This window comes from Vreelandella sp. GE22 (assembly GCF_968212445.1).
In genome coordinates, this window is record NZ_OZ309110.1 from 1,347,766 (window position 1) to 1,372,663 (window position 24,898).

Below are 24,898 nucleotides of genomic sequence, written 5' to 3' on the forward strand. Positions count from 1 at the left end.
ACGCCTAGAAAAAGCTCAAGCCGACCTGGAACATCCGCTCGACGTCGCGAATCCGGCGCTTGTCGATCACGAACAAAATCACGTGATCGCCGCTTTCCACCACCGCGTCACCGTGGGCGATGATGACTTCCTTGCCGCGCACCATCGCCCCGATGGTGGTGCCCTCGGGCAGGTCGATATCGCGCACCGCCCGGCCGACCACCTTGGAAGACTGCTTGTCGCCGTGGGCGATCGCCTCGATTGCTTCCGCCGCACCCCGGCGCAGGGAGTGCACGTTGACGATGTCGCCCCGGCGCACGTGGGTCAAAAGGCTCCCGATCGTTGCCTGCTGGGGCGAGATCGCGATGTCGATCTCGCCGCCCTGCACCAAATCCACATAGGCGGCGTTGTTGATCAGCGTAAGTACCTTCTTGGCCCCCAGCCGTTTGGCCAAAAGCGACGACATGATGTTGACCTCGTCGTCGTTGGTCAACGCGCAGAAGATATCGCAATCCTCGATGTTCTCCTCTTCCAGAAGGCGCTTGCTGGTGGCGCTGCCGTGCAGCACCACGGTGCGATCCAGGCGCTCGGAAAGCGTGGTGCAGCGCTCAAGGCTGTGTTCGATGATCTTGACCTGGTGGTTGTGCTCCAGGTGCTCGGCCAGGCGCTCGCCGATATTGCCGCCGCCGGCGATCACCACCCGGCGGAAACCGCGCTCGACCCGGCGAAGCTCGCTCATGACCGCGCGAATATCGCGCCTCGCGGCGAGAAAGAACACTTCGTCGTCGGCCTCGATGATCGTATCGCCGCGCGGGATGATCGGCCGGTTGCGCCGGTAGATCGCCGCAACCCGGGTATCCACGTTGGGCATATGGCGACCCAGAAACGCCAGGTCCTGGCCCACCAGCGGGCCGCCGTAAAACGCCTTGACCGCGACGAGCTGCACCAGGCCGCCGGCGAACTCCAGCACCTGCAGGGCGCCGGGGTGCTCGATCAAACGGCGCACGTGGTCGGTCACCACCTGCTCGGGGCTGATCAGGACATCGATGGGGATCGCGTCGTTGGCGAACAGGCCCTTGCGGGTGAGATAGGGCGTGGCGCGTACGCGGGCAATTTTGGTCGGCGTGCGAAACAGCGTGTGCGCGACCTGGCAGGCGATCATGTTGACTTCGTCGGAGTTGGTCACCGCGATCAGCATGTCGGCGTCTTCGCAGCCTGCCTGGCGCAGCACGATCGGGTAGGAACCAGCGCCGGTCACGGTACGGATATCGAGCTTGGTATGCAGCTCGCGTAGCTTGGCCGTGTCCGTATCCACCACGGTGATATCGTTCTCTTCGTGGGCGAGGTGTTCGGCCAGTGTTCCGCCGACCTGGCCGGCGCCAAGAATGATGATTTTCATGGCAGTAAGCCCATTCGAGTCACAAGAGGTCTGATAGTCACCTATCTATGGGGAAGCTGTCGATAGCGGTTGCCTCTCAAGGCTGCTTAAAACGCCCAGATGGGCGTTTTTTTACGCCTTTTTAACGCCGGAAGCCGCAAACCGGCATCGAATTTTTACGCCGTCTCTTTCTATTCTCGATAGGCCAATCACAGGAGGCGTATCGATGAATACCGTATTGCTGATCATTGCCACATTGACGGCCGCGTATCTGTTCTACGCATTAATGTGCCCCGAGCGTTTCTAGGAGATCGCCATGAACGACATGATCGCCATTTACGCGCTGGTGGCACTGCTCGGCGTGCCGTTGGGGCTCTACATGGGCCAAGCGCTTAAGAGCAAGCGAACCCGGATGGATGCGCTGTTCGCCGTCATTGAAACACCTATCTACCGCCTGGCGGGTATTGATAGCCAGCAGTGCATGACCTGGCGCGTCTATGCGCTGGCGATCATGAAGCTGCACGTGGGGCTGATACTGATGGCCTGGCTGGTCTTCATGTTCCAGGGCGTGCTGCCGCTAAACCCGGATGGCATCGCTGGCATGCCCTGGGATACCGCGCTGCATACGGCGGTCTCGTTTGCCACCAACACCAACCAGCAGCATTACTCAGGCCAGGCCCAGCTTTCACATTTGAGCCAGACGCTGGCGATCGTGACGCTTCAGTTTCTCACCCCGGCCACGGGGCTTGCGGTGCTGGTAGCGATCGCGCGCACGCTGCTGGCCACCCGAGGCGCCGAAGCGTTGAAAGGGGTGGGCAATTACTACCAGGACCTGACCCGCAGCGTGGTCCGCGTGCTGCTTCCTTTGGCCGTCGTGGTGGCGCTGCTGCTTACCTGGCAGGGTGTGCCGGCAAGCTATCAGCCAGCCCCTGAGATTCAAATGATGGACGCCCAGGTTGACGATGTGCAGTCGATTCCCTTGGGGCCGGTGGCCTCCATGGTGGCCATCAAGCAGCTGGGAACCAACGGCGGTGGCTGGTACGGGCCCAACTCCAGCGTGCCGCTTGAGAACCCTACGCCGCTTGCCAACGTGATCGAAACCGCCTCATTGACGCTGATTCCGGTGGCGCTGCTGCTGGCCATTGCCGTGATCAGCGGTCGACGGCGGCTCATGCTGGGGATCGGAGTGGTGATGCTGGCGTTCTCGCTCGTCTCCACCTCGGTGGTGGTCTACTCCGAGCGCATGCCCAACGCCGCCCTGGTGGAGCTTTCCCAACCCGGGGCCAATCTGGAGGGCAAGGAGCTGCGTTTCGGCACGGACCTGTCCGCGCTTTGGGCAAGCTGGACGACCCAGACCTCCAACGGCTCGGTCAACGCCATGCACGATAGCTTCAACCCCTTGGGCGGCATGATGCTGCTGATGGACATGTTCGTGAACGTCACCTTCGGTGGCGTGGGCGTGGGGCTGATCGGTTTCGTGCTCTACCTGATGCTGGCCGCCTTCGTGGGCTCGCTGATGGTCGGGCGAGCACCGGAGCTTTTTGGCAAGCCCTTGGAAACCCGCGAGATGCGCTGGATTTCACTGGCAATTCTGGCCCAGCCGCTGGTCATTCTGGGGCTCTCGGCGCTCACGGTCGCCATGCCGGGCGCCGCGCAGACCTCGAATCCCGGCTTTCATGGCCTGTCCCAGGTGCTCTACGAATTCACCTCGGCCTTTGCCAACAACGGCTCCGGCTTCGAAGGGCTGGGTGACGATACGCCCTGGTGGAATCTGGCCTGTGTCGTCGCTCTGCTGGTGGGCCGTTTTCTGCCCATGCTGGTGCCGTTGGCTGTGGCCGGGTGGCTGGCTGGCAAGCGCACCGCACCGGCCGGGCGCGGGTCGCTGCCCATGGATAGCGCCGCTTTCCTGGGGCTGACCGCCGGGGTGATCGTAATTGTCAATTTGCTGGGTTTTTTGCCGGCGCTGGTACTGGGTCCCATTGCCGAAGCCGTCGCGCAGGGCTTCTAGGAGAAACGAGATGTCAGATATACCGTTAGCCAACAAGCCGCGTCGCTCGCCGCTTAACGCTCAGGTGGTGACCGGGGCAATCAAGGGCCTGGCGCCGCGCCTTTTGGCACGTAATCCGGTCATGGCGGTGGTCGCCATCGGCACCGTGGTGTGCTTCGCGCTGACCCCCGTTGCCTTTGCACAAGGGGAAAACGGTGGCTTTGCTCTGGCCATTGCGCTGCTGCTGCTGGCCACGGTGCTGTTCGCCACCGGCGCGGAGTCGCTGGCGGAGTCCCGCGGCAAGGCGCACGCCGGGGCACTGCGCAAGACCAAGTCAGAGCTTTCGGCGAAAAAGCTTGAGGCCGACGGCGCCCTTCGAAGTGTCACCGCAGAGTCGTTGCGCAAGGGCGATCGCATCATCGTGGTCGCGGGCGAACTGATCCCGGCCGATGGCGATATCGTCGAAGGCGCGGCGTCGATCAACGAATCGGCGGTGACCGGCGAGTCCGCGCCGGTGCTGCGTGAAGCCGGTACCGATAACAGCGGCGTTAGCGCGGGCACCCAGGTGCTTTCGGATCAACTGGTCATCGAGGTGAGTGCCAACCCCGGTGAGTCGCTGCTCGATCGCATGATTGCTCTGGTGGAAAGCGCCAACCGCCAGAAGACGCCTTCGGAGCTTGCGCTCTCGGTGCTGTTGGCGATGCTCACCCTGGTGTTTCTGATCGTGGTGGTCACGCTGGTTCCCATGGCCGCCTTCGTCGGTGTAGAAACCTCGCCGGTCATGCTGGTGGCACTGCTGGTGTGTCTGATACCGACCACCATCGGCGGGTTGCTGCCGGCTATCGGCATTGCCGGCATGGAGCGCGCCCTGCGCGCCAATCTGGTAGCCAAGTCCGGCAAGGCCGTGGAGATCGCCGGCAGTATCGACACGCTGCTGCTGGACAAGACCGGCACCATCACCCTGGGGGATCGACGCGCTACGGAGTTTGCCCCCTGTTGGCAGGTATCACGCCAGCGCCTTCGCGATGTGGCGTTTCTTACGTCGCTGGAAGACCCGACCCCGGAAGGGCGCTCGATTGTCGCTCTAGCCACCGAACAGGGCGTGGATCGCACGCTCAGTGACGAGGCCGAGGGCGCCACGTTCGAGGCGTTCAGCGCCGAAACTCGGCTGTCAGGGGTGGATCTGACAAGCGGGCGTGCGCTTCGCAAGGGCGCACCCAACGCCATCGCCGCCTGGGTCAAGGCGCAGGGCGGCGAGATCCCCGGCGACTACGAGCAGGTCATCGAGCGTATCTCCCGAGATGGCGCAACGCCCATCGCCGTGGCTGAAGGCAAGCAGCTGCTGGGCGTGGTGGCGCTGTCGGATGTGATCAAAAGCGGTATCGCGCAGAAATTCGCCGAGCTGCGCGCCATGGGCATCAAAACCGTCATGATCACCGGCGACAACCCGATCACCGCCTCGGCCATTGCCGCCACCGCCGGGGTGGACGACTACATTGCCGAGGCCACCCCGGAGCGCAAACTGGCATTGATTCGCGAAGAGCAGGCCAGCGGTCGTCTGGTGGCCATGGTAGGGGACGGCACCAACGACGCCCCCGCGCTTGCCCAGGCGGATCTTGGTCTGGCGATGAATTCTGGCACCCAGGCCGCTCGTGAAGCCGCCAACATGGTGGATCTGGACTCCGACCCTGGCAAGCTGATCCACGCAGTGGAAATCGGCAAGCAGCTGCTGGTGACCCGGGGAGCGCTGACCACGTTTTCGCTGGCCAACGATGTGGCCAAGTACTTCGTCATTTTGCCGGCGCTGTTTGCCGCCAGCCTTCCAGCGCTTGGCGTGCTGGACGTGATGCACCTGCATTCCCCCACCACGGCGGTGCTGGCGGCGGTGGCATTCAACGCCTTGATCATACCCGCGCTGATTCCTTTCGCCCTGCGCGGGGTATCCGTCAAGGCGGCCTCGGCCACCGAGCTTTTACGCCGTAACCTGCTGATCTATGGGCTGGGCGGGCTGCTGCTGCCGTTTCCCGCCATCAAGCTACTGGACATGCTGATCGCTCTATTCCTTTAGGAGAACTTCCATGAATAATGCCGTGAACGTCGCGCAAAAAGCGTCACCCGTGGCCAGTGAAGAAACCTGTCAGGTGCCTACCTCCTGGAGTAGCGCGCTGCGCTTCATGGCCGTCATGGCCGTGCTTCTGGGGCTTGCCTATCCGCTGGCCACCACCGCCGTCGGCGGCTGGCTGTTCCCCGAGCAGGCGGGAGGCAGCCTGATGCGCGACGCCGAGGGGCGGGTCATCGGCTCGCGTCTTGTCGGTCAGACCTTTGTCGGTGATGCGTACTTTATTGGCCGCCCGTCCGCCGCGGACAACGATGCCGGTGGGGCTGCCGGTTCGAACCTGGCGCCGGACAACGCAGCGCTGCGCGCGCGGGCCGAGGCGGATGCCAACGCCATTGCCCAACGGGAAGGCGTGAGTGTCGATCAGATCCCGATCGATCTGATCACCGCCTCCGGCTCAGGGATTGACCCGCATATCTCACCAGCGGCCGCCCGACTTCAGGTGGCAAGGGTGGCGCAGGCGCGCCAAATCGACGAAGCTAGCGTGACCGCGCTGCTCGCGTCGGCCCTTGAGAATACCGGCTGGTTGGGCGCGCCCGTAGTCAACGTGCTGCGCCTGAACGCAGGCCTTGATGAGCGCTACCCCATCGCCGCGGGTAGTGACTTGCCGGCAAGCACCGACGATACCCCGAACAACACCGTGGAGTGACACAATGTATTCAGCGGATCAGCGGCCCGATCCCGATGCATTACTCAAAGCCGCGCGCCGGGAGGCGCGCGGCTGCTTGCGTGTCTTTCTAGGCGCCGCGCCGGGGGTTGGCAAGACCTACACCATGCTGCGCACCGCCCGCGAGCGACAAGAGGAGGGCGAGGACATCGTGATCGGCGTGGTCGAGTCCCACGGCCGCGGCGACACCGAAGCGCTTTGTGAGGGCCTGGCGCGGATTGCGCTGGCGCCTTTGCAGCATCACGGTCGCACCTTTCACGAGTTCGATATCGACGCCGCCCTGGCGCGCCGCCCCGGTATCTTGCTGGTGGATGAGCTTGCCCATCGCAATATTCCCGGCAGCCGCCACGCCAGACGCTATCAGGATATCGAGGAGCTTTTGGCGGCGGGCATCGACGTATGGACCACGGTCAATGTCCAGCACCTGGAGAGCCTCAATGATGACGTCGCCCGAATTACCGGGATCCGGATGCGTGAAACCGTGCCCGATGCACTGCTTGAGCGTGCCCGGGACGTGTCGCTGGTCGATCTGACCCCGGTGGAGCTTCTCGAGCGCTTGAAGCGCGGCAAGGTCTACATCCCGGAGCAGGCCCGCGCCGCCATGGAGGGTTATTTCAGTGAGTCGAACCTCCACGCGCTTCGCGAGCTTGCCATCCAGACCATGGCCGAGCGGGTCGATGCCGATGTCAAGGTTGCCATGGACGCCGGAGGGCGTGCCGGGCCCTGGCCGGTCAGGCCGCACCTGGTGGTAGTGGTCAACGGTAATGAGAACGATATCGCGCTGGTGCGCGCGTCCCACCGCATGGCCGAACGGCGCTTGGCCGTCTGGCGCGCGGTGTATGTCGACAAGGGCGCCGACAGCGCCGAGCAGCAGCTGGCCATCGAGCGTACCTTCAGCCTGGTGGCCCGGTTAGGCGGTGATTCGCTGCGCCTACAAGGGCAAAGCCAGTCGGCGGAAGTTATCAATTACGCCCGTACCATCAACGCCACCACCATCGTGGTGGGGCGCGGAGCGGGGCGCCGCTGGTGGTCGCGCCCGCTAGCCACGCGGCTGATGGCTCAGGGCGAGGCGTTCGATATCGTCGTGGTGGCCCAGGGAAGCCGCCGAGGCCACCGGGCGCCACGCCGGGTTGCCCTGCGGCTGTGCCCTTCAATGTTCATTGCCACTGGTGTCGGCGTCATGGCCTCTTTGGGCGTGGCGCTGGTGCTGGAACCCTGGTTGGAGCTTGCCAACTTGTCGCTGGTGTTTCTGGCCGCCGTGCTGTTCAGCGCCGTCTGGGCAGGTACCACCATGGCCATGCTCAGCGCCGTGGCCGGGTTTCTGGTGTTCAACTTCTTCTTTACCCAGCCGCGGCTGACCTTTGCGATGGTCGAGCGCGGACAGCTATTGACCGTGGTGCTGTTCTTTCTGGTGGCGCTGGTGGTGGGGCAACTGGCCGGGCGCGGGCGCCAGCGCCTGCTGGCTCTGCGGGCGAGCCGCGACCAGACCCAGCTACTGCTGCGCTACGCCGAACAGCTTTCCATGGCGACCGACAGCGCCGGCGTTGCCCGGGTGGGCGTCGATACGCTGGTGAGTTGCTTTAAGGTGCCCACGATGTTCATTGAAAGCGCCGAGAGCGCCAGTGAAGTGCGCGTTAAGCACGCGGTGCCCGCCGCCGAGCACCTCGATATCACTGCCCGGCAGGCAGCGGTATGGAGCTGGCAGCACCACAAGCCCAGCGGGCGAGACACGCAGACCCTTAGCCATCAGGCTTGGCGGCTGACGCCGTTGACGGTGCAGGGGCAGACCCTGGGCATGCTCGCCCTCAAACTGGCGGAGAACCCCAAGGCCCTAAGCCATGAGCAGGAGGCACTGATGGACACGCTGCTGCGCCAGCTTAGCATGGCGCTGGAGCGCACCCGGCTGGTCGCCGAGCTGAGTGCCACGCGGGTTTCGGAGGAGAACGAGCGGCTGCGCTCGGCGCTACTCTCGTCGGTGTCTCACGACCTGCGCACCCCGCTTGCCTCGATTATCGGCGCCACCAGCTCGTTGATCGAACTCAAGCCCCAGCTGAGCGACAGTGACCAGCGTGAGCTGCTGGACGGGATTCTCTCCGAGAGCGAACGGCTCAATCGCTATATCCAGAACCTGCTGGACATGACGCGGCTGGGCCACGGTACGCTGAAAATCGAGCGCGACTGGGTTTCCTTCGATGACATAATCAACGCAGCGCTCAAGCGCCTGGAACATGCCATGAAGCACGTAACGGTGCGCCGGTCCTGGCTTGGATCGCTGCCGCTTTTGTACGTTCACCCGGCGCTGGTCGAGCAAGCGCTGGTCAACGTGCTGGACAACGCCCAGCGGTTTTCACCGCCGGGCGGGGAGCTTTACATCAAGGCCCACCTGCGCGAAGGCAAACCGACCACGCTGGTCATCACCATCGAAGATCAGGGCCCGGGTATCTCCCTGGAGCTGCGCGAGCAGGTATTCGATATGTTCTACAGCGGTGGCGACGGCGATCGCAGCGCTCACGGTAGTGGCCTGGGATTGGCCATCTGTCGGGGCATGATTGGCGCCCATGGCGGCACCATCAGCGCCGACACCGCAGAGAACGGCCAAGGCACCGCCATCATTATCACCCTGCCACTGGAAGACACCGACTCAAGGAGAGCCGATGAAGAGTGACGCCAGCGGACGTATCTTGATCGTCGACGACGAACCCCAGATCCGGCGCTTTCTGCGTATCAGCCTGGCCTCCCAGGGCTACGCCGTGCTGGAAGCGGAAAACGGCGAGCAGGCGCTGGGCGCGGTGTATACCCAGGCACCGGACGTAGTACTGCTTGACCTGGGCTTGCCCGACATGGACGGCCACGAGGTTCTGCGCGGTATTCGCGAGCACAGCAGCGTACCGGTGATCGTGGTCTCGGTGCGCGACCGGGAAGACGAGAAGGTGAGCGCCCTGGACGTGGGAGCCAACGACTACGTGACCAAGCCGTTCGGCATTCAGGAACTTCTGGCTCGTATTCGCGCCGTGCAGCGTCAGGCCCACCGGGCGAAGGGTGAAGACGCTGCCAGTGGCTATACCACGGACGACGGGCTTGATATCGACCTGACGCTTCGCCGGGTCACGCTGAACCAGGCGCCGGTACACCTCACTCGTAAGGAGTTTGCCGTCGTGGCGCGTCTTTGCCGCCATGCCGGTCGCGTCGTGACCCAGACCCAACTGCTCAAGGAAGTATGGGGCCCGACCCACGTGGACGATACGCACTACCTGCGCATCGTCATCAGCCGGCTGCGACAAAAGCTCGGCGACGACCCCCAGGCCCCGGCGCTTTTGCAGACCGAGGCCGGAGTGGGGTATCGGCTACTGGTGGAGCCCGCGCCGACGCATTGGCGTTAGTGGCGCCAGAACATCGGTGTCATCAGCACCACGACGGTGAGTATCTCAAGGCGGCCCAGCAGCATGCCCAGGCATAAAAGCCATTTGGCCGCGTTCGGTAAGGTATAGAAGTTGCCCGCCGGGCCAATCACATCACCAAGGCCCGGGCCCACGTTGGCCACCGCCGTAGCGGCCCCGGTGACGGAGGTGACCAAATCAAGGCCGAGGGTGGATAGCAAAAGCGCCAGCACCGCGATCGTGATCAAGAAGAAAAACGAGAACGCCACCACGCTTCGCGAGATGTCGCTGGTCACCGGCTGCTGATTATAGCGCGTGGTAAACACACCGTTGGCGTGAATCAAATACCGGAGCTGGTTGCGCAGCATCAGCAGGGCGATCTGAAACCGAAACATTTTCATGCCCCCGCTGGTCGAGCCGCTGCAGCCGCCCATAAAGGTCAGATAGAAAAACGCGGTGACCGGCAGCGTTCCCCAAAGCGTGTAGTCGTCCGAGGCGTAGCCGGTGGTCGTCACCACTGAGATCACGTTGAACGTGACATGGGTGAGCGAGGCAAACCAGGGGTCGCCGTGAACAATGCGCCAAAGGCTCAATAGCACAATGGTCGCCAGCAGCAGTTTTAAAAGCCCGCGTACCTGATGATCGTGCCAAAGCGCGCCGGGGGCGCCGGCTAAAAAGCGGATATACAGCACGAAGGGCAGCGCACCGCACAACATAAAAAAGCTTGCCAGCCACAAAAGCCAGGGCATGTGCGCGTAGGCGCCGAAGGAGGCATCGGAATTGGCAAAGCCGCCGGTGGCAAGCGAGGTCATGGCGTGGACGACGGCGTCGATGGGCGCCATGCCGCCAAACCAGTAGCTTGCCATGGCCAGAAACGTCAGGCCCACGTAAATACTCAGCGTAGCCTTGGCGATGCCGCCGGTGCGCGGCATGACCTTCTCCGACCAGTCCGAGGACTCGGTATGAAAAAGGCGCATGCCGCCGACTTTCAAAAAGGGCAGAATCGCGATGCCCATGACGATGATGCCAATGCCGCCCAGCCACTGCATGAGGCCGCGCCAAAGCTTGAGGCCATCGGATAAGTGCTCGATGCCCACCATCACCGTGGAGCCGGTGGTGGTAATCGCCGAGACCGACTCGAAGATAGCGTTGGTCACGCTCATTTGCGGGGCGCCCAATATGAGCGGAAGGCTTGCAAAGGCGCTCACGCTGACCCAGCTGGCCACGGTTAGCACAAACATCTGCCAGGGTTTAAGCTCGATAGGGATGCCCCGGGTGGCCGCCAGGCCAAGGCCCGCGGGTAGGGTGACGAGCAGCACCGCCAGCAGGAAGGCGTGGGCGTCCGGGTCGTTTTCCCAAAGCAGTACGCAAAGCGGCAGCAGCATGAACAGCGCCAAAATCATCCAGATCACCGCGAGAATTCTGATGACCGGCCCCCATTGGCGGCTAACGTCGCGCTGCTTCAATACGCTTATCGTGGCAGGGAGCATGGTCGTCTCGTCTTGTGGTGCAGGATGCGCTTATCTCATCATGGGCTGGTATAAAAAATCCGTAAAAAGTCGCGGTTCTTTTTTACCCTGAGCGTTGCCATACGGTGCCACGCGCGGTATTCAGGGGTGGCGGGTAAAAAATTTTCGTTAGGTAGTAAAATTACATAATTTATTGCGTATCATGGCCGCCATCGGATAGATTTTAGGTAATTCAACAACGTTGAGCGGCCTCTGGATTCAAGGAGTCACGATGAGCCAGCCCCAATCCCCTTTAGGCGATCCGAACCATGCGATCGACCTGGCGCTTTTTGGTGCGCTGGGAGACCTTGCCACGCGCAAGCTCTTTTTAGCCCTTTATCATCTGGACCGCGAAGGGCTGATGCCCGAGGCCACGCGTATTCTGGGGCTTGCCCGGCAAGAGCACGACACCGACGGCTTTCGCGAGCTGGTTTTGGAGGCGCTTCAAAAACGTCTCAAGGACGACGAGCAGGACCCGCAAAGCCTCGAGCGCTTTCTGAACCGGCTCGAATACCTGCAGCTCGATTTCAAAAGCGTGGAAGGTTATAGCGCGATCAAGGCCTGGCGCGAAGGCGCGAAACGCCCCATGGTGGTGTATCTCTCCGTGGCGGCGCGTATCTATGGCGATATCTGCCATAACCTTTCAAAGAGCGAAAGCCTCGACGACGACACCCGCGTGGTGGTGGAAAAGCCCATCGGCTACGATTTGGCGTCCTCCAAAGAGGTCAACGATGCCATCGGCGCGGTGTTCCCGGAAGAGCGCGTCTACCGTATCGATCATTATCTGGGTAAGGAGACGGTGCAGAACCTGATTGCGCTGCGCTTTGCTAATCCGCTGTTCGGCACCCAGTGGAATCAAAACCACATTTCGCATGTGGAGATCACCGTGGCCGAAAAGGTCGGCATCGAAGGGCGCTGGGGCTACTTCGACGATGCCGGCCAGCTCCGCGACATGGTGCAAAACCACCTGCTCCAGCTTTTATGCCTGATCGCCATGGACCCGCCGTCGAATCTGGACGCCGACGCCATCCGCGATGAAAAAGTAAAAGTGCTCAAGGCGCTCAAACCCTTCACCGGCGAGGCGCTGGGGCGCGACGTGGTACGCGGGCAATATATCGGCGGCACCAGCGACGGCCAGTCGGTGCCGGGCTACCTGGACGAAGAGGGCGCCAATACCGACAGCCACACCGAAACCTTCGTTGCCATGAAAACCGAAGTGAGCAACTGGCGCTGGGCCGGCGTGCCGTTTTACCTGCGCACCGGCAAACGCATGCCGGAGAAACTCTCGCAAATCGTCATTCACTTTCGCCAGCAGCCGCACTACATTTTCGACCCGGACCAGCGCGACATCGCCTCCAACAAGCTGATCATTCGCCTGCAGCCGGAAGAGGGCATCGCGCTACAAGTGCTGACCAAGGACAGCGGCCTGGATAAAGGCATGCGCCTGCGCCAGGGCCCGCTGCATCTGGATTTCAACAGCGCCTTTCCCAAGTCGCGTATTCCGGATGCCTACGAGCGGCTGCTGCTGGAAGTCATGAAAGGCCAGCAGTACCTGTTCGTGCGCCGGGATGAAGTCGAGTTCGCCTGGCGCTGGTGTGACCAGCTGATCGACGGCTGGAAAACCCGCGAAACGCCGCCCCGGCGCTACCCCGCTGGTTCCTGGGGGCCGGTGGCATCCATTGCCATGATTACCCAGGATGGCCGCAGCTGGTACGAGGACTACTAGGATGAGCAACGTACGCAACGCCCTTGCCGAGCAACTGGCCGAAGCGGTTTTTCAGGCGCTCGCAAGCGATCTGGCCCAGCAGGAAAAGGTGCTGCTGGTGGTATCCGGCGGCTCCACCCCGGTGCCTTTCTTCAAAGCACTGGCGGCCAAGCCGCTGCCCTGGCAGCGCGTCCAGGTGACGCTTGCCGACGAGCGCTGGGTCGACGCCCAAAGCAGTGACAGCAACGCCAAACTCGTGCGCGAAAACTTGCTGGTGGGGGAGGCGGCCAACGCCGACTTCATCCCCTTGACCGCTAGCGCCGAGACGCCGGAGCAGGGCGTGGAAGACGTCGCGCGGCGTACCGAAGCGCTTGCCTGGCCGGCAAGCGTGGTCATTCTGGGAATGGGCAGCGACGGCCACACCGCCTCGCTGTTCCCGGATAGCCCGGAGCTTGGTCTGGCGCTTGCCACCGACGAAACACTGGTGGCCGTGCGCACGCCAAGCCAGCCCCAGCCGCGCATCACGTTCAGCGCGAACCGCCTGCACCAGGCGCGCCGCCACTTTCTGCATATTACCGGCGATGACAAGCGCGCCGTACTCGGCAGCGCCCTGGGCGGCGACGACGTTCGCACGCTCCCTATCCGCGCCTTCTTGAGCTGCCCCCTGGCCATTTACTGGGCCCCTTAGGGTTTTTACTTAAGCGCCACCCCATCAGTTACCTGGAGAAACACCACAATGACGATCGATAAACAGCTCCCCTCCAGCCGCACCGCAGAACTCGACAGTATTTGCTTGAAAGCCGAAGTCATACCGGTCATTACCATCGACCGCCTGGAAGACGCCGTACCCATGGGCCGCGCGCTGATCGAAGGCGGTATCAACGTGCTGGAAGTGACGCTACGCACCGACTGCGCGCTGGAGGCCATCAAGCGCATGAAGAAAGAGCTGACCGGCGCCAGCATCGGCGTGGGTACCGTGCTCACCCCCGCCCAGTACCGCCAGGCCGAAGAGGTCGGCGCGGATTTCGTGGTCACGCCCGGCACGACCGAGGCGCTCTACCGCTATGGCGTCGAAAGCCCGGTGCCCATGCTGCCCGGCGTTTCCACCGTGTCCGAACTAATGACCGGCTGGCAGTACGGCTACCGGCGCTTCAAGTTCTTCCCCGCGGAATCCAGCGGCGGCTCCAAAGCGATCAAGGCGATTGGTGGGCCGCTGGGGGATGCACGTTTCTGCCCGACCGGCGGCATCACCCTGGATAACGCGGACGAATACTTGAAGCTGCCCAACGTCATGTGCGTGGGCGGCAGCTGGCTTACGCCCAAGGCCATGGTCGACGCCGAAGATTGGGACGGCATCAAAAAGCTCGCCCAGGAAGCCGCGGAGCGCTTCCACCACTAAGCGTTCGCCATTTAAAGCAAGACCCTCAAGCCCAGGCTGCTCGTTGGCCTGGGCTTTGTCGTGGCCACGGGGGCAGAAAAGCGGGTGATCGCGATTCAGCGCAGGGTGCTACTACCAAAGGTGGATTACCCAACCGGGGAGCGGCGATTAAAATGAGCGTTTTAATTGTCTGACATATCCGCGCGCTATCGAGGCGCGTACAACCCGGAGGCGAGCATGCACCTGCTGACCCTGGCGTCCTTCCTGTTTTTTACAGGTTTGGTCGCGCTTGTTACCTGGCGGATTACCCGCCGCGACGATCACTCCAGCACCAGCGGCTATTTTCTGGCCGGGCGTAGCCTGACCTTCCCGCTGATTGCCGGTTCGCTGTTGATGACCAATCTTTCCACCGAGCAGATGGTCGGCCTCAACGGGTCGGCTTTCGCCGACGGCCTGAGCGTCATGGCCTGGGAAGTGGTGGCGGTCATCGCCCTGGTGGCGCTGGCGCTGTTCTTCTTGCCGCGCTTTTTGAAAAGCGGTATCGCCACGCTCCCTCAACTGCTCGAGATTCGCTTCGATAAAACCACCCAGCTGATCACCAACGTGATCTTTTTGATCGCCTACGCGGTGATTTTGCTGCCGATCATTCTCTACTCCGGTGCCATCGGTTTGCAGGGTATGCTCGACCTTCAAGGGCTGACCGGTATCGACTCCTCGGCGACGCTCTTGTGGCTCACCGTATGGATCGTCGGCATCATCGGCGCGATTTACGCCCTGTTTGGGGGCTTGCGTACCGTTGCGGTGTCGGACACGCTGAACGGCGCGGGGCTTTTGATCGGCGGCTTCGTCATCGTCTACTTCGGCCTGCAGGCGGTCAGCGACGGTACCGGGGTGATGGAAGGCTGGAGCATTCTCAAGGAGTCCAACCCCGAGCAGTTCAACTCCATCGGTGGCGACGAGCAGCAGGTGCCGTTTTTCACGCTGTTCACCGGCGTTTTCCTGATCAATCTTTTCTACTGGAGCACCAACCAGCAGATCATCCAGCGCACCTTCGCTGCCAAGAACCTGGCGGAAGGCCAAAAAGGCGTGCTGCTCACCGGCTTTTTCAAACTGCTCGGCCCGCTGTATCTCGTGCTGCCCGGCATCATCGCCTATCACCTTTACTTCGATGACGGCGTGCGCGCCGACGAGGCCTACGGCCACCTGGTCTTCAACGTGTTGCCGCCGTACCTGACCGGCTTTTTCGCCGCGGTGATGGTCGGCGCGATCCTCTCGTCGTTCAACTCGGCATTGAACAGTACCACCACGATTTTCAGCCTGGGCATCTACAAGGGCGTGCTGAATCCGGACGCGAACGAAGAGCAGGTGGTGAAATCCGGCAAGGTATTTGGCTGGATCATGGCGATACTCACCATGATCATCGCGCCGCTGCTTGCAGGCCAGGAGAGCCTGTTCGGCTACCTGCAGAAGATGAACGCCATCTACTTCATCCCGATTCTGGCGGTGGTCATCGTCGGGCTTCTCACCAAGCGCGTACCGCCCATGGCCGCCAAGATCGCGCTGGTGGGCGGCTGCTTGATGATCTCTGCGGGCTACTTCGTGCCGCCGTTCACGCTGCTGCCCGAAGTGATGCACGAGTTCCACTTCGTCGCGCTGGTGTTCGCGCTGCTGGTGGTCATGATGCTGGTCATCGGCAAGCTGCGCCCCCGGGAAACCGACTGGGTACAGCAGGACACGGGCGATGTCGACCTGACCCCCTGGAAAGGCGCGGTGCCCGTCGGCGTGGTGCTGGTGATCCTGGTCATCGTGATGTACATAAGCTTTGCCGGGGGGTAATGCCGCGGCGCTCTATCGCGTAAAAAGCCCCGCACGAGCGGTAATGCCGATCAGTCAAGCTTGGCTTTCACCTGTGGGACGGAGCTTTAGCTCGCGACGGGTGGCTTGGCCAGGGCGCCTGACGGCGCCATTCGCCGAATTGTCGGACCACCGCTGAAGCGGGCTCCACAACAACGAAATCTTGCATCCATCCCTTGTAGGAGCAGGCTTCAGCCAGCGATGCAGCGCAACGCGCTGCCGGGGTTGGTGATGATGGCAACCAAAAGTGCCGTCGCCACCGAAGGGCGGCTATCGCCGCCATCGCCCAATGGAATTGGGCTCCTACAATGGAGTCGTGCCCCATCCCTCGTAAGAGCAGGCTTTAGCCAGCGACGCAGCGCAACGCGCTGTTACAATAGATTTACCGCTCGTTGTGGGTAGGCAAAAGCCTTAACTGATCGGCATTACCGCACGAGCGGGGCTTTTTACGTTCATGCAAGCCTGAGCGGCGGCTCGCCGAGCCCGGCGATGCCTGGCTTCCCTTCGAATAGTGAACCTGCCTTTGGCGTGGCGGCAAGTTCGGCGTCACTCAGTCCTTCGCGGGCGGTAGTGATATAGAGCGTTTCGAGCGCCGCACCGCCGAAGGCGGGGCAGGAGGGCTGGTCGACGGGGAGGGTGATGTCGGCGACGATTTGGCCGCGCTTGTCGAGGCGCACGACCTTGTCCGCGCCCCAGAGCGCAAGCCACATCAGGCCTTCTTCGTCGATCACTGCGCCGCCCGGGTTGCCTGGGCTTTGGGAGAAATCCGCGAAGGGTGTGGGCTCGCCGATGGGAAAGCCTTCATCATCCAGCGCCCAGCGCATCACCACGCCGGTGGGCGTGTCGGCGAAGTAGGCCGTATCGCCTTCCGGGGAAAAACAGATCGCGTTGGGGATCGTGAGTCCCTTGCGAAGGGTGTGGAGCTTGCCGCGGTGCAGGCGGTAGAGGCTGCCCGCGCCGGGTTCGGCGTTTTTGCCCATGGTGGAAAGCCAAAGGCTGCCGTGGCGGTCGACCCGGGCGTCGTTGCTGCGGGTCACCGGGTTGTCCGCTTCGAAATCGCAAAACGGCGTTTGGGTCCTGGAGGCCGGGTCGAACAGCGTCAGGCGGTTTTCGCCGACCAGCAGTAGCTGGCCGTCTTCGGTCGGCGCAGCGCAGGAGACCATGCGTTCCAGAGCGACGCTTTCGTGGATGGCCGTTTCGGGCTCCAGCCAGTGAAGCGTGTGGCCGAGGATATCGCACCAGTAAAGACGCCCGCTTGCCGCCTGCCACTGAGGGCCTTCGCCCAGCTCGCAGCGGCAGTCGATGGCAAGCCTGGCCGGGATCGAATCAATCATGCCCACCTCCTGCCGCTTGCCAGGCGCTGACCAGCGCGGCGGCCTGGCGGGCCACCTGCTCAGCGCTCTGGCCGGGTTTGTAGAGCGCACTGCCCAGGCCCGCACCATCGATGCCCCCAAGGCGCCACTCCCCGAAGTTCTCCTCGCCGATGCCGCCCACCGCGTACAGCAGCGTGCCCGGGGGTAGCACCGCGCGCACCGCTTTCATACCCGCGATACCCACCTGCACGGCGGGGAAGAGCTTCAAGCCGGTGGCGCCGGCGTCCAGGGCGTCGAACGCCTCAGACGGGGTGACGATGCCCGGCCAGCTCTGCATTTCGAGCCGGGCGGTTTCTTCGATGACCGCCGGGCGGGCGTTGGGCGAGACGATCAAGCGCCCGCCGGCGGCGTGCACATCCCGCACCTGTTGGGGGGTGAGCACCGTGCCCGCGCCGATCAGCGCCTGGTCGCCGAAATGCTCGGCCAGGTACGCGATGCTGGCAAGCGGCTTTGGCGAGTTCAGCGGCACCTCGATGCGGGTGATACCCGCGTCGATCAACGCCTGGGCGATAGGCCCCACCTCGGTGGGGGTTACGCCGCGTAAAATGCCGATCAAGGGCAGCGTCATGGCAATCTCCTGTTCAAGCGGTCAGCGGTCAGCGAGCGGCGGGCTAGGCTCAGGCCCTTGATCACCGCGGTGTCGCCGTCGAAAATCTGGTAAGGGCGCTCGATGGCATCGAGCGCCAGGCCGTAGCGCCGGGTCAGCGCCTGGCCGCCGATCAAGGTGATGCTTTCTCCCTGCCGCGTAAGCGCCGCCGCCCCGGCAAGCTCGAGCCCAATCACAAGCCCGGAGAGCCTGGCGGCGAGCACGCTTTTACGCCGTGCGCCCTGGGGCAGCGATGAATCGAGCAGGTCCTGGGCGCGCAACCTGAAAAGCTGGCTGCTAAAGCGCGCCGGAGTTTGGAAGCTTTCGCGCACCGCGGTCTGGAAGGCAGCGTTCGAGGTCTTATCGTTTTCGTCGTCGCCAATGGAGTGGCGCAGTACCGACTGGCGGGCCAGCAGCTCATAAAGCTCGCCGGTGAGAAACGTCGCGAAGCGGGTCAGCGCGCCGTTTTCCAGCCGCGCCCACTTGGCATGGGTGCCGGGCAGGCAGGCCAGGCCATCGAACCCGGGGGTGTCGGCGACAAGACCGGCAAGCTGGGTCTCTTCGCCGCGCATTACATCGAACCCTTCGCTCGTTTGGCGCTGGCTTACCCCGGGTAATAAGTGAACCCTAAGCGTTTGGTTATCGAGCGGTGGGTGAACCGCCCCCTGGCTTAGCCGGTCAAGCGCTGCGGGCAGGGCCAGGTACGCTGCCTCCCGCCAGCCCTGGCGGGCGCCGGCCATGCCGCACACCAGAACATCCACCTTTTTTTCGGCAAGCCAGGGCGTGACCAGCCGATAAAGCTCGCCTTCGAATTCGTTGCTTGAAAGGGCGAGCATGCCCTTGTCGCTCTTTTCCTGGGCGATCACCTGATCGTTTTGGTCCATCGCCCAGACGCGTAGATTCGATGAGCCCCAGTCCGCGGCGATCCAGTCGAGTCGTTGGCGAACATGCTGAATATCGTCTTTCACGCAAACCTCCTGATCTTCGCTCACCACTCGGCGATGGAGCCATCTTCGTGGTGCCACACCGGGTTGCGCCAGCGGTGGCCGGTTTGGGCGCGCTCTTCGACGAAGGCTTCGTTGATCTCCACGCCAAGCCCCGGCCCTTGGGGAATGGCGCAGAAGCCGTCCTCGATGGAAAGCGCACTTTTATCCACCAGGTAGTCCAGCACGTCGTTGCCCTGGTTGTAGTGGATGCCCATGCTCTGCTCCTGGATGAAGGCGTTGTGGCTCACCGCATCCAGCTGGAGCGAGGCGGCCAGGGTCAACGGGCCGAGCGGGCAGTGTGGAGCAAGCGCCACGTCATACGCCGAGGCGAGCGCGGCGATCTTGAGACCCTCGCTGATGCCGCCGCAGTGTGAGATATCCGGCTGGACGATATCGATCATGCCGTCCTGTAAAAGGTCGCGAAACTGAAAGCGGGTGTGCAGCCGCTCGCCGGTGGCCAAGGGGTAGCCGAGCCCGCCGGCGATCTCTTTCAGGCAGGGCAGGTGCTCCGGGGCGACCGGCTCTTCGACGAACATCGGGTGGAAGGGCTCGAGCTCGCGCAAAAGCGCCTTGGCCATGGGGCGATGCACCCGGCCGTGGAAGTCGATGCCGATGCCGACATCCGGACCGACCGCCTCGCGGGCCTCACTGACGCGCGCGACCGCCTCGTCGATCTTTTTGTGCGAGTCGACGATCTGCATCTCCGGAGTGCCGTTCATCTTGAACGCGGTAAAGCCCTTGTCGACCAGCGCGCGGGCCCCGGCGCCGACATCAGAAGGCCGGTCGCCGCCGGTCCAGGCGTACATGCGCATTTTGTCGCGCACCGCGCCGCCCAACAGCTGGTGAACCGGCACGCCCAAGTCGCGGCCTTTCAAATCCCAAAGCGCCTGGTCGATACCCGCGATGGCGCTCATCAGAATCGGCCCACCACGGTAGAAGCCCGCGCGGTAGAGCGTGTTCCAGAGGTGCTCGATGCGGTGCGGGTCTTCACCGATCAGGTAGTCGGAAAGCTCATGCACGGCGGCCTCGACGGTAGCGGCGCGCCCCTCGATCACCGGCTCCCCCCAGCCGTACACGCCTTCGTCGGTTTCGATTTTTAAAAACAGCCAGCGGGGCGGTACCTGCCAGGTTTTAAGCCGGGTGATCTTCATACTGTGCTCCTTTAAAAAACGGTAGGGGGCTCATGGGCTGAGGCTACTCGGCCAGGCCCAGGTCCTGGGCCGTGCGCTCAAGCACCTGGTGCGCCGCGGCGCTGGCCGCCTCGGCGTTACCGGCCTTTATGGCCTCGAACAGCCGCGCGTGGCGCTTTAGGCTATCGTTAAGCGTGGTCAGCTGGTGTTGAGAGCCTTGCACCAGCGCCATGATGCAGGGGCGCAGCAGATGGCCCATTTGCCGCCACACCAGGTTGTGGCTGGCGTTATAAATGGCGTCGTGAAACTGCACGTCGAACTCGGCGTGTTGGGCGCGGTCTTCCTGCGCGCTCTGCTGCATGCCTTCAAAGGCCTGGGTGAGGCGATCAATATCCTCAGGCCCCGCCTTTTGGGCGGCAAGCGCCGAAACGACCGGCTCCGCCGAGAGGCGAAACGCATAAATGGCGCGAATCAGCTGTGGGTCGAGCCGGGTCAGCCCGGTCATCCATTCGCTCATCGCGGGGTCCAGAAGGTGCCACTCGTCGATGGCGCGAACCACGCTCCCGCGCCCGGCGGTGCGGGTCAAAAGGCCGGTGGCGGTCAGCCGGGCCAGGGCGGTACGCACCTGGTTGCGGCTAATGGCAAAGTGCTTTGCGATATCGAGCTCTTTGGGAAACGTCTCGCCGGGCTGCCAATGCCCGCTCAAAAGCGCCTGGGCAAGCAGCCTTGCCAGGTCGTCGGCGTCGCCGGAATGCGCGGGTAGGGCGTCAAGCGGCATTAAAAAAGCTCCTTCACAACGCGAAATAGGCCGTTGTGAAGGAGCTTATTAAATGTCTGACATTAAGACAAGCCGACGTTGGTCTAGTCCAAACCCTCGATATCCTGACGGGTCGGTAGGGCGGCGTAGGCGCCGGGGCGGGTCACCGCGTGGGCACCACAGCGGCAGGCCAGGCGCACGGCGCGCTCAAGAAAGTCCGCGCTTTCGAGTATTTTGAGGAAGGCGGGCTCACCGCTCATCGCCTGGCTCACGCAGGCCAGAAAGCCCCCCATGAAGGCGTCGCCGCCGGCGGTGGTATCCACCGCTTTGACGCGGGGCGGGGGGATGCGCTGCTCGAGCGTCGCCGTTTTAAGGCGCACGTCGTTGGGCCCGTCGGTGATCAGTATGGTCTTGGCACCCGCGTTCAAGCGCTCGGCAAGCCAGGCCTCTTCGCTGTCAGCGCCGCGCAGGTAGTCGAGCTCTTCCTGGGATACCTTGATCAGGGCCGCCAGCTCCAAAAGCGCGGTGACGCGGTGGGGCGAGGCGCTGCCCTCTGGCCACAGGTTGTGGCGCAAATTGGCATCCACGCTGACCAGCGCACCCGACTTTTGGGCCATGCGCGTTAGCGCAAGCGTCGTATCGAAGATGCCTTCCTCGGTCAGGCTGTTGCTGCATACGTGCCAGATGACCGGTGCCGAGAAAGCGTCCTGGGGCAGGTGCGCGGTTCGATAGAGAAGGTCCGCCGCCGGCGGGCGGTAGAAATCGAAGGTGCGCTCACCTTGCGCGTCGCGGGAAACGAACGCCAGTGCGGTGCGCGCCTGCCGGGTAAACACCACGCCCTGGGTATCGACGCCGTGGCGTCGGAGTTCATCGACGAGAAAGCGCCCGAAGCGGTCGTCACCCACCATGCCCAAAAACCGGCTGGGTACGCCCAGCCTGGCGCAGGCCACTGCCACGTTGGCCGGCGCCCCGCCGGCGTAGGGCGTGAAGGTTTCCGGGCCGGCTTCATCGCCCAGCCGGCTCGAGAGCATATCGACCAGGGCCTCGCCAAAGGTAACGACCGGAGTCATGCACACCTCCTCTTTGCGCGTTCTCGCGCTCATTGTTTTGTATACGCCCGTCTTGTTCGCTTCATAAAAGCTTGCCCGAAGGGTTAGAACACCTCTTCGTTATGCAGCGCCTCCGCCGCGCCTAAAAGCCCCGTCCAGGGGTGGGTGACCACCTGAATGGGAATGTCGGCGTTGTAGGCCTGCAGGCGGCCCTTGTCATTGAAGCTTTGGGCCAGCGCGCTGTGCGGCAGCCAGTCCAGAAGCCTGGGCAAAATGCCGCCGCACAGATACACCCCGCCGCGGGCGCCCAGGGTTAGCGTGGCGTCGCCGCACACGTCGCCGAGTATTTTCAAAAAGCGCAAAAGCGCCGTGCGCGCGAGTTCGTCGTCCTCGTCGGCGCCCAGACTGATCTCTGCCGGCGTCTCGAAGCGCGGCGCGGCGTCGTTCATTTCACAGTACGCCAGGTAAAGCTCGAAAAGGCCCTGGCCGCAGAGCACGCGCTCGACGCTGACGCGGCCGTGGCGCTTTTGGAAAAACCGCAAAAGCGCGAGTTCGTGCTCGTCGACCGGGGCGAAGCTTGCGTGGCCGCCCTCGGTGGGGAGCGGAATCCAGGCGTGGCGGCCGGGAAACACCCCGGCCACGCCAAGCCCGGTGCCGGGGCCGATGATCAGCCGCGCGGCGTGGGGCTGGGCTATTCCGGCCTGCACCTCGAAAAGGTGGCTTTCATCCACGTGGGGCACGCCTAGTGCCTGGGCGGTGAAATCGTTGATGACCTTGAAAACGTCCAGCCCCAGCGCGGCCTTCACCGCGCTTTTCTGAAAGTCCCAGGGGTTGTTGGTCATCTTGACCCGCTCGTTATGGACCGGGCAGGCAAAGGCCAAGCACGCCTCGCGCGGGGCGAGCTCGTCCACCGCGCCGACCAGCTTGAGGTAGTCTGTGATCGCCTCGATGGGCCCGGCGTAGTCGGCGCAGGGCAGGTTATGCATGTCGTAAGGCGCGGTATCGCCGGGAATCACCAGCGCAAAGCGGGCGTTGGTGCCGCCGATATCGCCGATCAAGGCCGGTCGCATCAGGCATCTTCCTGGGAAATCTGGTTTTGTTGGCGCGCCAAGTCCTCGGCCTCGAAACCGCCGAACACGCCGGCGCCTTCTTCACCGCGCATCGCCAGGTGGCGAAAGCCGCCAAAGAGCTCCCGGCCCATGCCCACGTGGTACTCGTCCAGGTCCGCGTGGGCCAAACCGCGCTTGGCCCATTCCGCCGGGTCGACCCTGGCTTCGAGAACCCCGGTGTTGGCATCCAGAAAAACCACGTCGCCGTCGCGCAGTTTGGCCAGCGGCCCGCCGTCCAGCGCTTCCGGGCTGATGTGGATCGCCGCGGGCACCTTGCCCGAGGCGCCGGACATGCGCCCGTCGGTCACCAGCGCGACCTTGAAGCCGCGGTCCTGCAATACGCCAAGGAAAGGCGTGAGCTTGTGAAGCTCCGGCATGCCGTTGGCCTTGGGCCCCTGGAAGCGCACTACGACCACCACGTCGCGGTCGAGCTCGCCGGCCTCGAACGCGCCTTTCATCTGGTTCTGGTCATCGAAAATACGCACCGGCGCCTCGAGTACACGGTGCTCCTCGGTCACCGCGGAAATCTTGATCACCCCGCGGCCCAGGTTGCCGTCCAGAACGGTGAGCCCGCCGGTGGGCGCAAAGGGCGTGGCCACCGGGCGCAGCACGTTTTCGTCCAGGCTCGCATCAACGCCTTCGCGCCAAACCAGCTTGCCATCTTCCAGGAAGGGCTCCTGGGTGTAGGCGGTCAGGTCCGTGCCGAAAACGGTGGGGATATCACCGTGAATGAGGCCCGCGCCGAGCAGCTCGCGGAACAGGTAGCTCATGCCACCGGCGGCCTGGAAGTGGTTGATGTCCGCCTGGCCGTTGGGGTAGACCTGCATCAAACTCGGCGTGACCGCGGAAAGCTCGGTAAAGTCATCCCAGGTGAGCGTGATGCCCGCGGCGGCGGCCATGGCGATCAGGTGCATGGTGTGATTGGTCGACCCGCCGGAGACCAATAGCCCGACCACCGCGTTGACGATGGCGCGCTCGTCGATCTGCTGATAGAACGGGCGGTACGCGCCGCCGGGTTCGGTGTTGCGAATCGCCTGCTCGGTGGCAAAGCGGGTCAGCGCCTCGCGCATCTCGGTGCCTGGGTTGACGAAGGACGTGCCGGGCAGGTGAAGGCCCATCACTTCCATCATCAGCTGGTTGGAGTTGGCGGTGCCATAAAAGGTGCAGGTGCCGGGGCTGTGGTAGGACTCGGATTCGGCTTCCAGAAGCTCCTCGCGGCCCACCTTGCCTTCGGCGAACAGCTGGCGCACCCGGGCTTTCTCTTTATTGGGCAGGCCCGAGGGCATCGGCCCGGCGGGCACGAACATCGCCGGCAGGTGGCCAAAGCGCGCCGCCGCGATGAAAAGCCCGGGCACGATCTTGTCGCACACGCCCAGATAAAGCGCGGCATCGAACATGTTGTGGGAAAGCCCCACGGCGGTGGCCATGGCGATTACATCCCGGGAGAAAAGCGAAAGCTCCATACCCGGCTGGCCCTGGGTCACGCCGTCGCACATGGCGGGTACACCGCCGGCGAACTGGGCGGTGGAGCCCATGGCCCGGGCCGCGCCGCGAATCGTTTCCGGAAAGGTTTCGAAGGGCTGGTGCGCCGAGAGCATGTCGTTGTAGGCCGAGATAATCCCTAAGTTGGCGCTGTTCATCAGCTTCAGCGAGTCTTTCTCACCCGGGCTACAGGCGGCGAAGCCGTGGGCCAGGTTGCCGCAGGAGAGTTCGCCGCGGTGCACGCCGCGACGGTGCTGGTCGGCCATGCGCTGCTCGTACAGTGCCCGGCGCTCTTTGGAGCGCTCGGCAATGCGTTGGGTCACCTTGGCGACGGTGGCGTTTAAGGTGGCAGGCGTTGAACTCGGCATAAAAGCCTCCGCAGGGTAGAAACGGTCTTGGGGAACTGTCGTTATTTTACATTTTTAGCATCTATATGAGCGATGTTTCGCCAATAAAAAACCAAATCGGTTGTTTTAT

General features: G+C 63.3%; 20 protein-coding genes. 10 read left to right on the top strand and 10 right to left on the bottom strand.

Going from position 1 to position 24,898, the window contains the following annotated elements; all coding sequences use genetic code 11:
• Positions 1 to 4 precede the first annotated feature (4 nt).
• Positions 5 to 1,378 (bottom strand): Trk system potassium transporter TrkA, encoded by a 1,374-nt coding sequence (gene trkA, locus ACWHRL_RS06370; RefSeq protein ID WP_447895684.1) that lies wholly within the window; start codon positions 1,376 to 1,378, stop codon positions 5 to 7.
• Between the two features lie 205 nt (positions 1,379 to 1,583).
• Between trkA and kdpF the strand changes: the two genes are divergently transcribed.
• From kdpF to ACWHRL_RS06400, 6 genes are read left to right on the top strand one after another with little or no spacing between them, the layout of a single operon-like run.
• Positions 1,584 to 1,664, top strand: coding sequence for a K(+)-transporting ATPase subunit F (gene kdpF / locus ACWHRL_RS06375; RefSeq protein WP_447896152.1), 81 nt, complete (start codon positions 1,584 to 1,586; stop codon positions 1,662 to 1,664).
• Positions 1,665 to 1,673: 9 nt separating this feature from the next.
• Complete coding sequence (gene kdpA, locus ACWHRL_RS06380; RefSeq protein WP_447895685.1) at positions 1,674 to 3,365, top strand: potassium-transporting ATPase subunit KdpA; 1,692 nt, start codon at positions 1,674 to 1,676, stop codon at positions 3,363 to 3,365.
• 10 nt (positions 3,366 to 3,375) lie between these two features.
• Positions 3,376 to 5,412, top strand: coding sequence for a potassium-transporting ATPase subunit KdpB (gene kdpB / locus ACWHRL_RS06385; RefSeq protein ID WP_447895686.1), 2,037 nt, complete (start codon positions 3,376 to 3,378; stop codon positions 5,410 to 5,412).
• 10 nt (positions 5,413 to 5,422) lie between these two features.
• Complete coding sequence (gene kdpC, locus ACWHRL_RS06390; RefSeq protein WP_447895687.1) at positions 5,423 to 6,109, top strand: potassium-transporting ATPase subunit KdpC; 687 nt, start codon at positions 5,423 to 5,425, stop codon at positions 6,107 to 6,109.
• A gap of 4 nt (positions 6,110 to 6,113) precedes the next feature.
• Positions 6,114 to 8,792, top strand: a complete 2,679-nt coding sequence (locus tag ACWHRL_RS06395) for an ATP-binding protein (RefSeq protein ID WP_447895688.1) — start codon at positions 6,114 to 6,116, stop codon at positions 8,790 to 8,792.
• Positions 8,782 to 9,507 (top strand): response regulator, encoded by a 726-nt coding sequence (locus ACWHRL_RS06400; RefSeq protein ID WP_447895689.1) that lies wholly within the window; start codon positions 8,782 to 8,784, stop codon positions 9,505 to 9,507. The genes ACWHRL_RS06395 and ACWHRL_RS06400 overlap by 11 nt, the downstream gene beginning before the upstream one ends.
• Here the strand turns inward: ACWHRL_RS06400 and ACWHRL_RS06405 are convergent.
• Positions 9,504 to 10,994 (bottom strand): TrkH family potassium uptake protein, encoded by a 1,491-nt coding sequence (locus ACWHRL_RS06405; RefSeq protein ID WP_447895690.1) that lies wholly within the window; start codon positions 10,992 to 10,994, stop codon positions 9,504 to 9,506. The two genes, ACWHRL_RS06400 and ACWHRL_RS06405, sit on opposite strands and share 4 nt — an antisense overlap.
• Before the next feature lie 250 nt (positions 10,995 to 11,244).
• On the opposite strand from ACWHRL_RS06405, the gene zwf reads away from it, so the two are divergent.
• The 4 genes from zwf (at position 11,245) to ACWHRL_RS06425 (ending at position 15,931) form a co-directional block, all read left to right on the top strand.
• Positions 11,245 to 12,738, top strand: coding sequence for a glucose-6-phosphate dehydrogenase (zwf, locus tag ACWHRL_RS06410; protein ID WP_447895691.1), 1,494 nt, complete (start codon positions 11,245 to 11,247; stop codon positions 12,736 to 12,738).
• 1 nt (position 12,739) lies between these two features.
• Positions 12,740 to 13,405 (top strand): 6-phosphogluconolactonase, encoded by a 666-nt coding sequence (gene pgl, locus ACWHRL_RS06415; RefSeq protein WP_447895692.1) that lies wholly within the window; start codon positions 12,740 to 12,742, stop codon positions 13,403 to 13,405.
• 48 nt (positions 13,406 to 13,453) lie between these two features.
• The gene (locus tag ACWHRL_RS06420) at positions 13,454 to 14,116 is read left to right on the top strand and encodes a bifunctional 4-hydroxy-2-oxoglutarate aldolase/2-dehydro-3-deoxy-phosphogluconate aldolase (RefSeq protein ID WP_447528412.1); all 663 of its coding nucleotides are present in this window, start codon (positions 13,454 to 13,456) and stop codon (positions 14,114 to 14,116) included.
• Positions 14,117 to 14,332: 216 nt separating this feature from the next.
• Positions 14,333 to 15,931 (top strand): solute:sodium symporter family transporter, encoded by a 1,599-nt coding sequence (locus ACWHRL_RS06425; protein WP_447896153.1) that lies wholly within the window; start codon positions 14,333 to 14,335, stop codon positions 15,929 to 15,931.
• 470 nt (positions 15,932 to 16,401) lie between these two features.
• On the opposite strand, the gene ACWHRL_RS06430 is transcribed toward ACWHRL_RS06425, so the two are convergent.
• The 8 genes from ACWHRL_RS06430 to edd all read right to left on the bottom strand — a co-directional run bounded on the left by ACWHRL_RS06430 (position 16,402) and on the right by edd (position 24,789).
• A complete protein-coding gene (locus ACWHRL_RS06430; RefSeq protein WP_447895693.1) occupies positions 16,402 to 17,283 on the bottom strand; it encodes an SMP-30/gluconolactonase/LRE family protein in 882 nt (293 codons plus the stop codon).
• Positions 17,276 to 17,890, bottom strand: a complete 615-nt coding sequence (locus ACWHRL_RS06435; protein WP_447895694.1) for a 2-dehydro-3-deoxy-6-phosphogalactonate aldolase — start codon at positions 17,888 to 17,890, stop codon at positions 17,276 to 17,278. The genes ACWHRL_RS06430 and ACWHRL_RS06435 overlap by 8 nt, the downstream gene beginning before the upstream one ends.
• Entirely contained in the window at positions 17,887 to 18,876 is a 990-nt protein-coding gene (locus ACWHRL_RS06440; RefSeq protein WP_447895695.1) for a 2-dehydro-3-deoxygalactonokinase, read from the bottom strand. Before ACWHRL_RS06440 ends, ACWHRL_RS06435 begins: the two co-directional genes overlap by 4 nt.
• Positions 18,877 to 18,896: 20 nt before the next feature.
• The gene (gene dgoD / locus ACWHRL_RS06445; protein WP_447895696.1) at positions 18,897 to 20,045 is read right to left on the bottom strand and encodes a galactonate dehydratase; all 1,149 of its coding nucleotides are present in this window, start codon (positions 20,043 to 20,045) and stop codon (positions 18,897 to 18,899) included.
• A gap of 43 nt (positions 20,046 to 20,088) precedes the next feature.
• On the bottom strand, positions 20,089 to 20,802 hold the full coding sequence (locus tag ACWHRL_RS06450; protein ID WP_447895697.1) for a FadR/GntR family transcriptional regulator: 714 nt from the start codon (positions 20,800 to 20,802) through the stop codon (positions 20,089 to 20,091).
• 83 nt (positions 20,803 to 20,885) lie between these two features.
• Positions 20,886 to 21,851: a carbohydrate kinase family protein gene (locus ACWHRL_RS06455; protein WP_447895698.1), complete on the bottom strand. Its 966-nt coding sequence runs from the start codon at positions 21,849 to 21,851 to the stop codon at positions 20,886 to 20,888.
• An 83-nt stretch (positions 21,852 to 21,934) separates the two neighbouring features.
• Positions 21,935 to 22,900: a glucokinase gene (gene glk, locus ACWHRL_RS06460; RefSeq protein WP_447895699.1), complete on the bottom strand. Its 966-nt coding sequence runs from the start codon at positions 22,898 to 22,900 to the stop codon at positions 21,935 to 21,937.
• Positions 22,900 to 24,789: a phosphogluconate dehydratase gene (gene edd, locus ACWHRL_RS06465; protein WP_447528421.1), complete on the bottom strand. Its 1,890-nt coding sequence runs from the start codon at positions 24,787 to 24,789 to the stop codon at positions 22,900 to 22,902. Before edd ends, glk begins: the two co-directional genes overlap by 1 nt.
• Between the last annotated feature and the right edge of the window lie 109 nt (positions 24,790 to 24,898).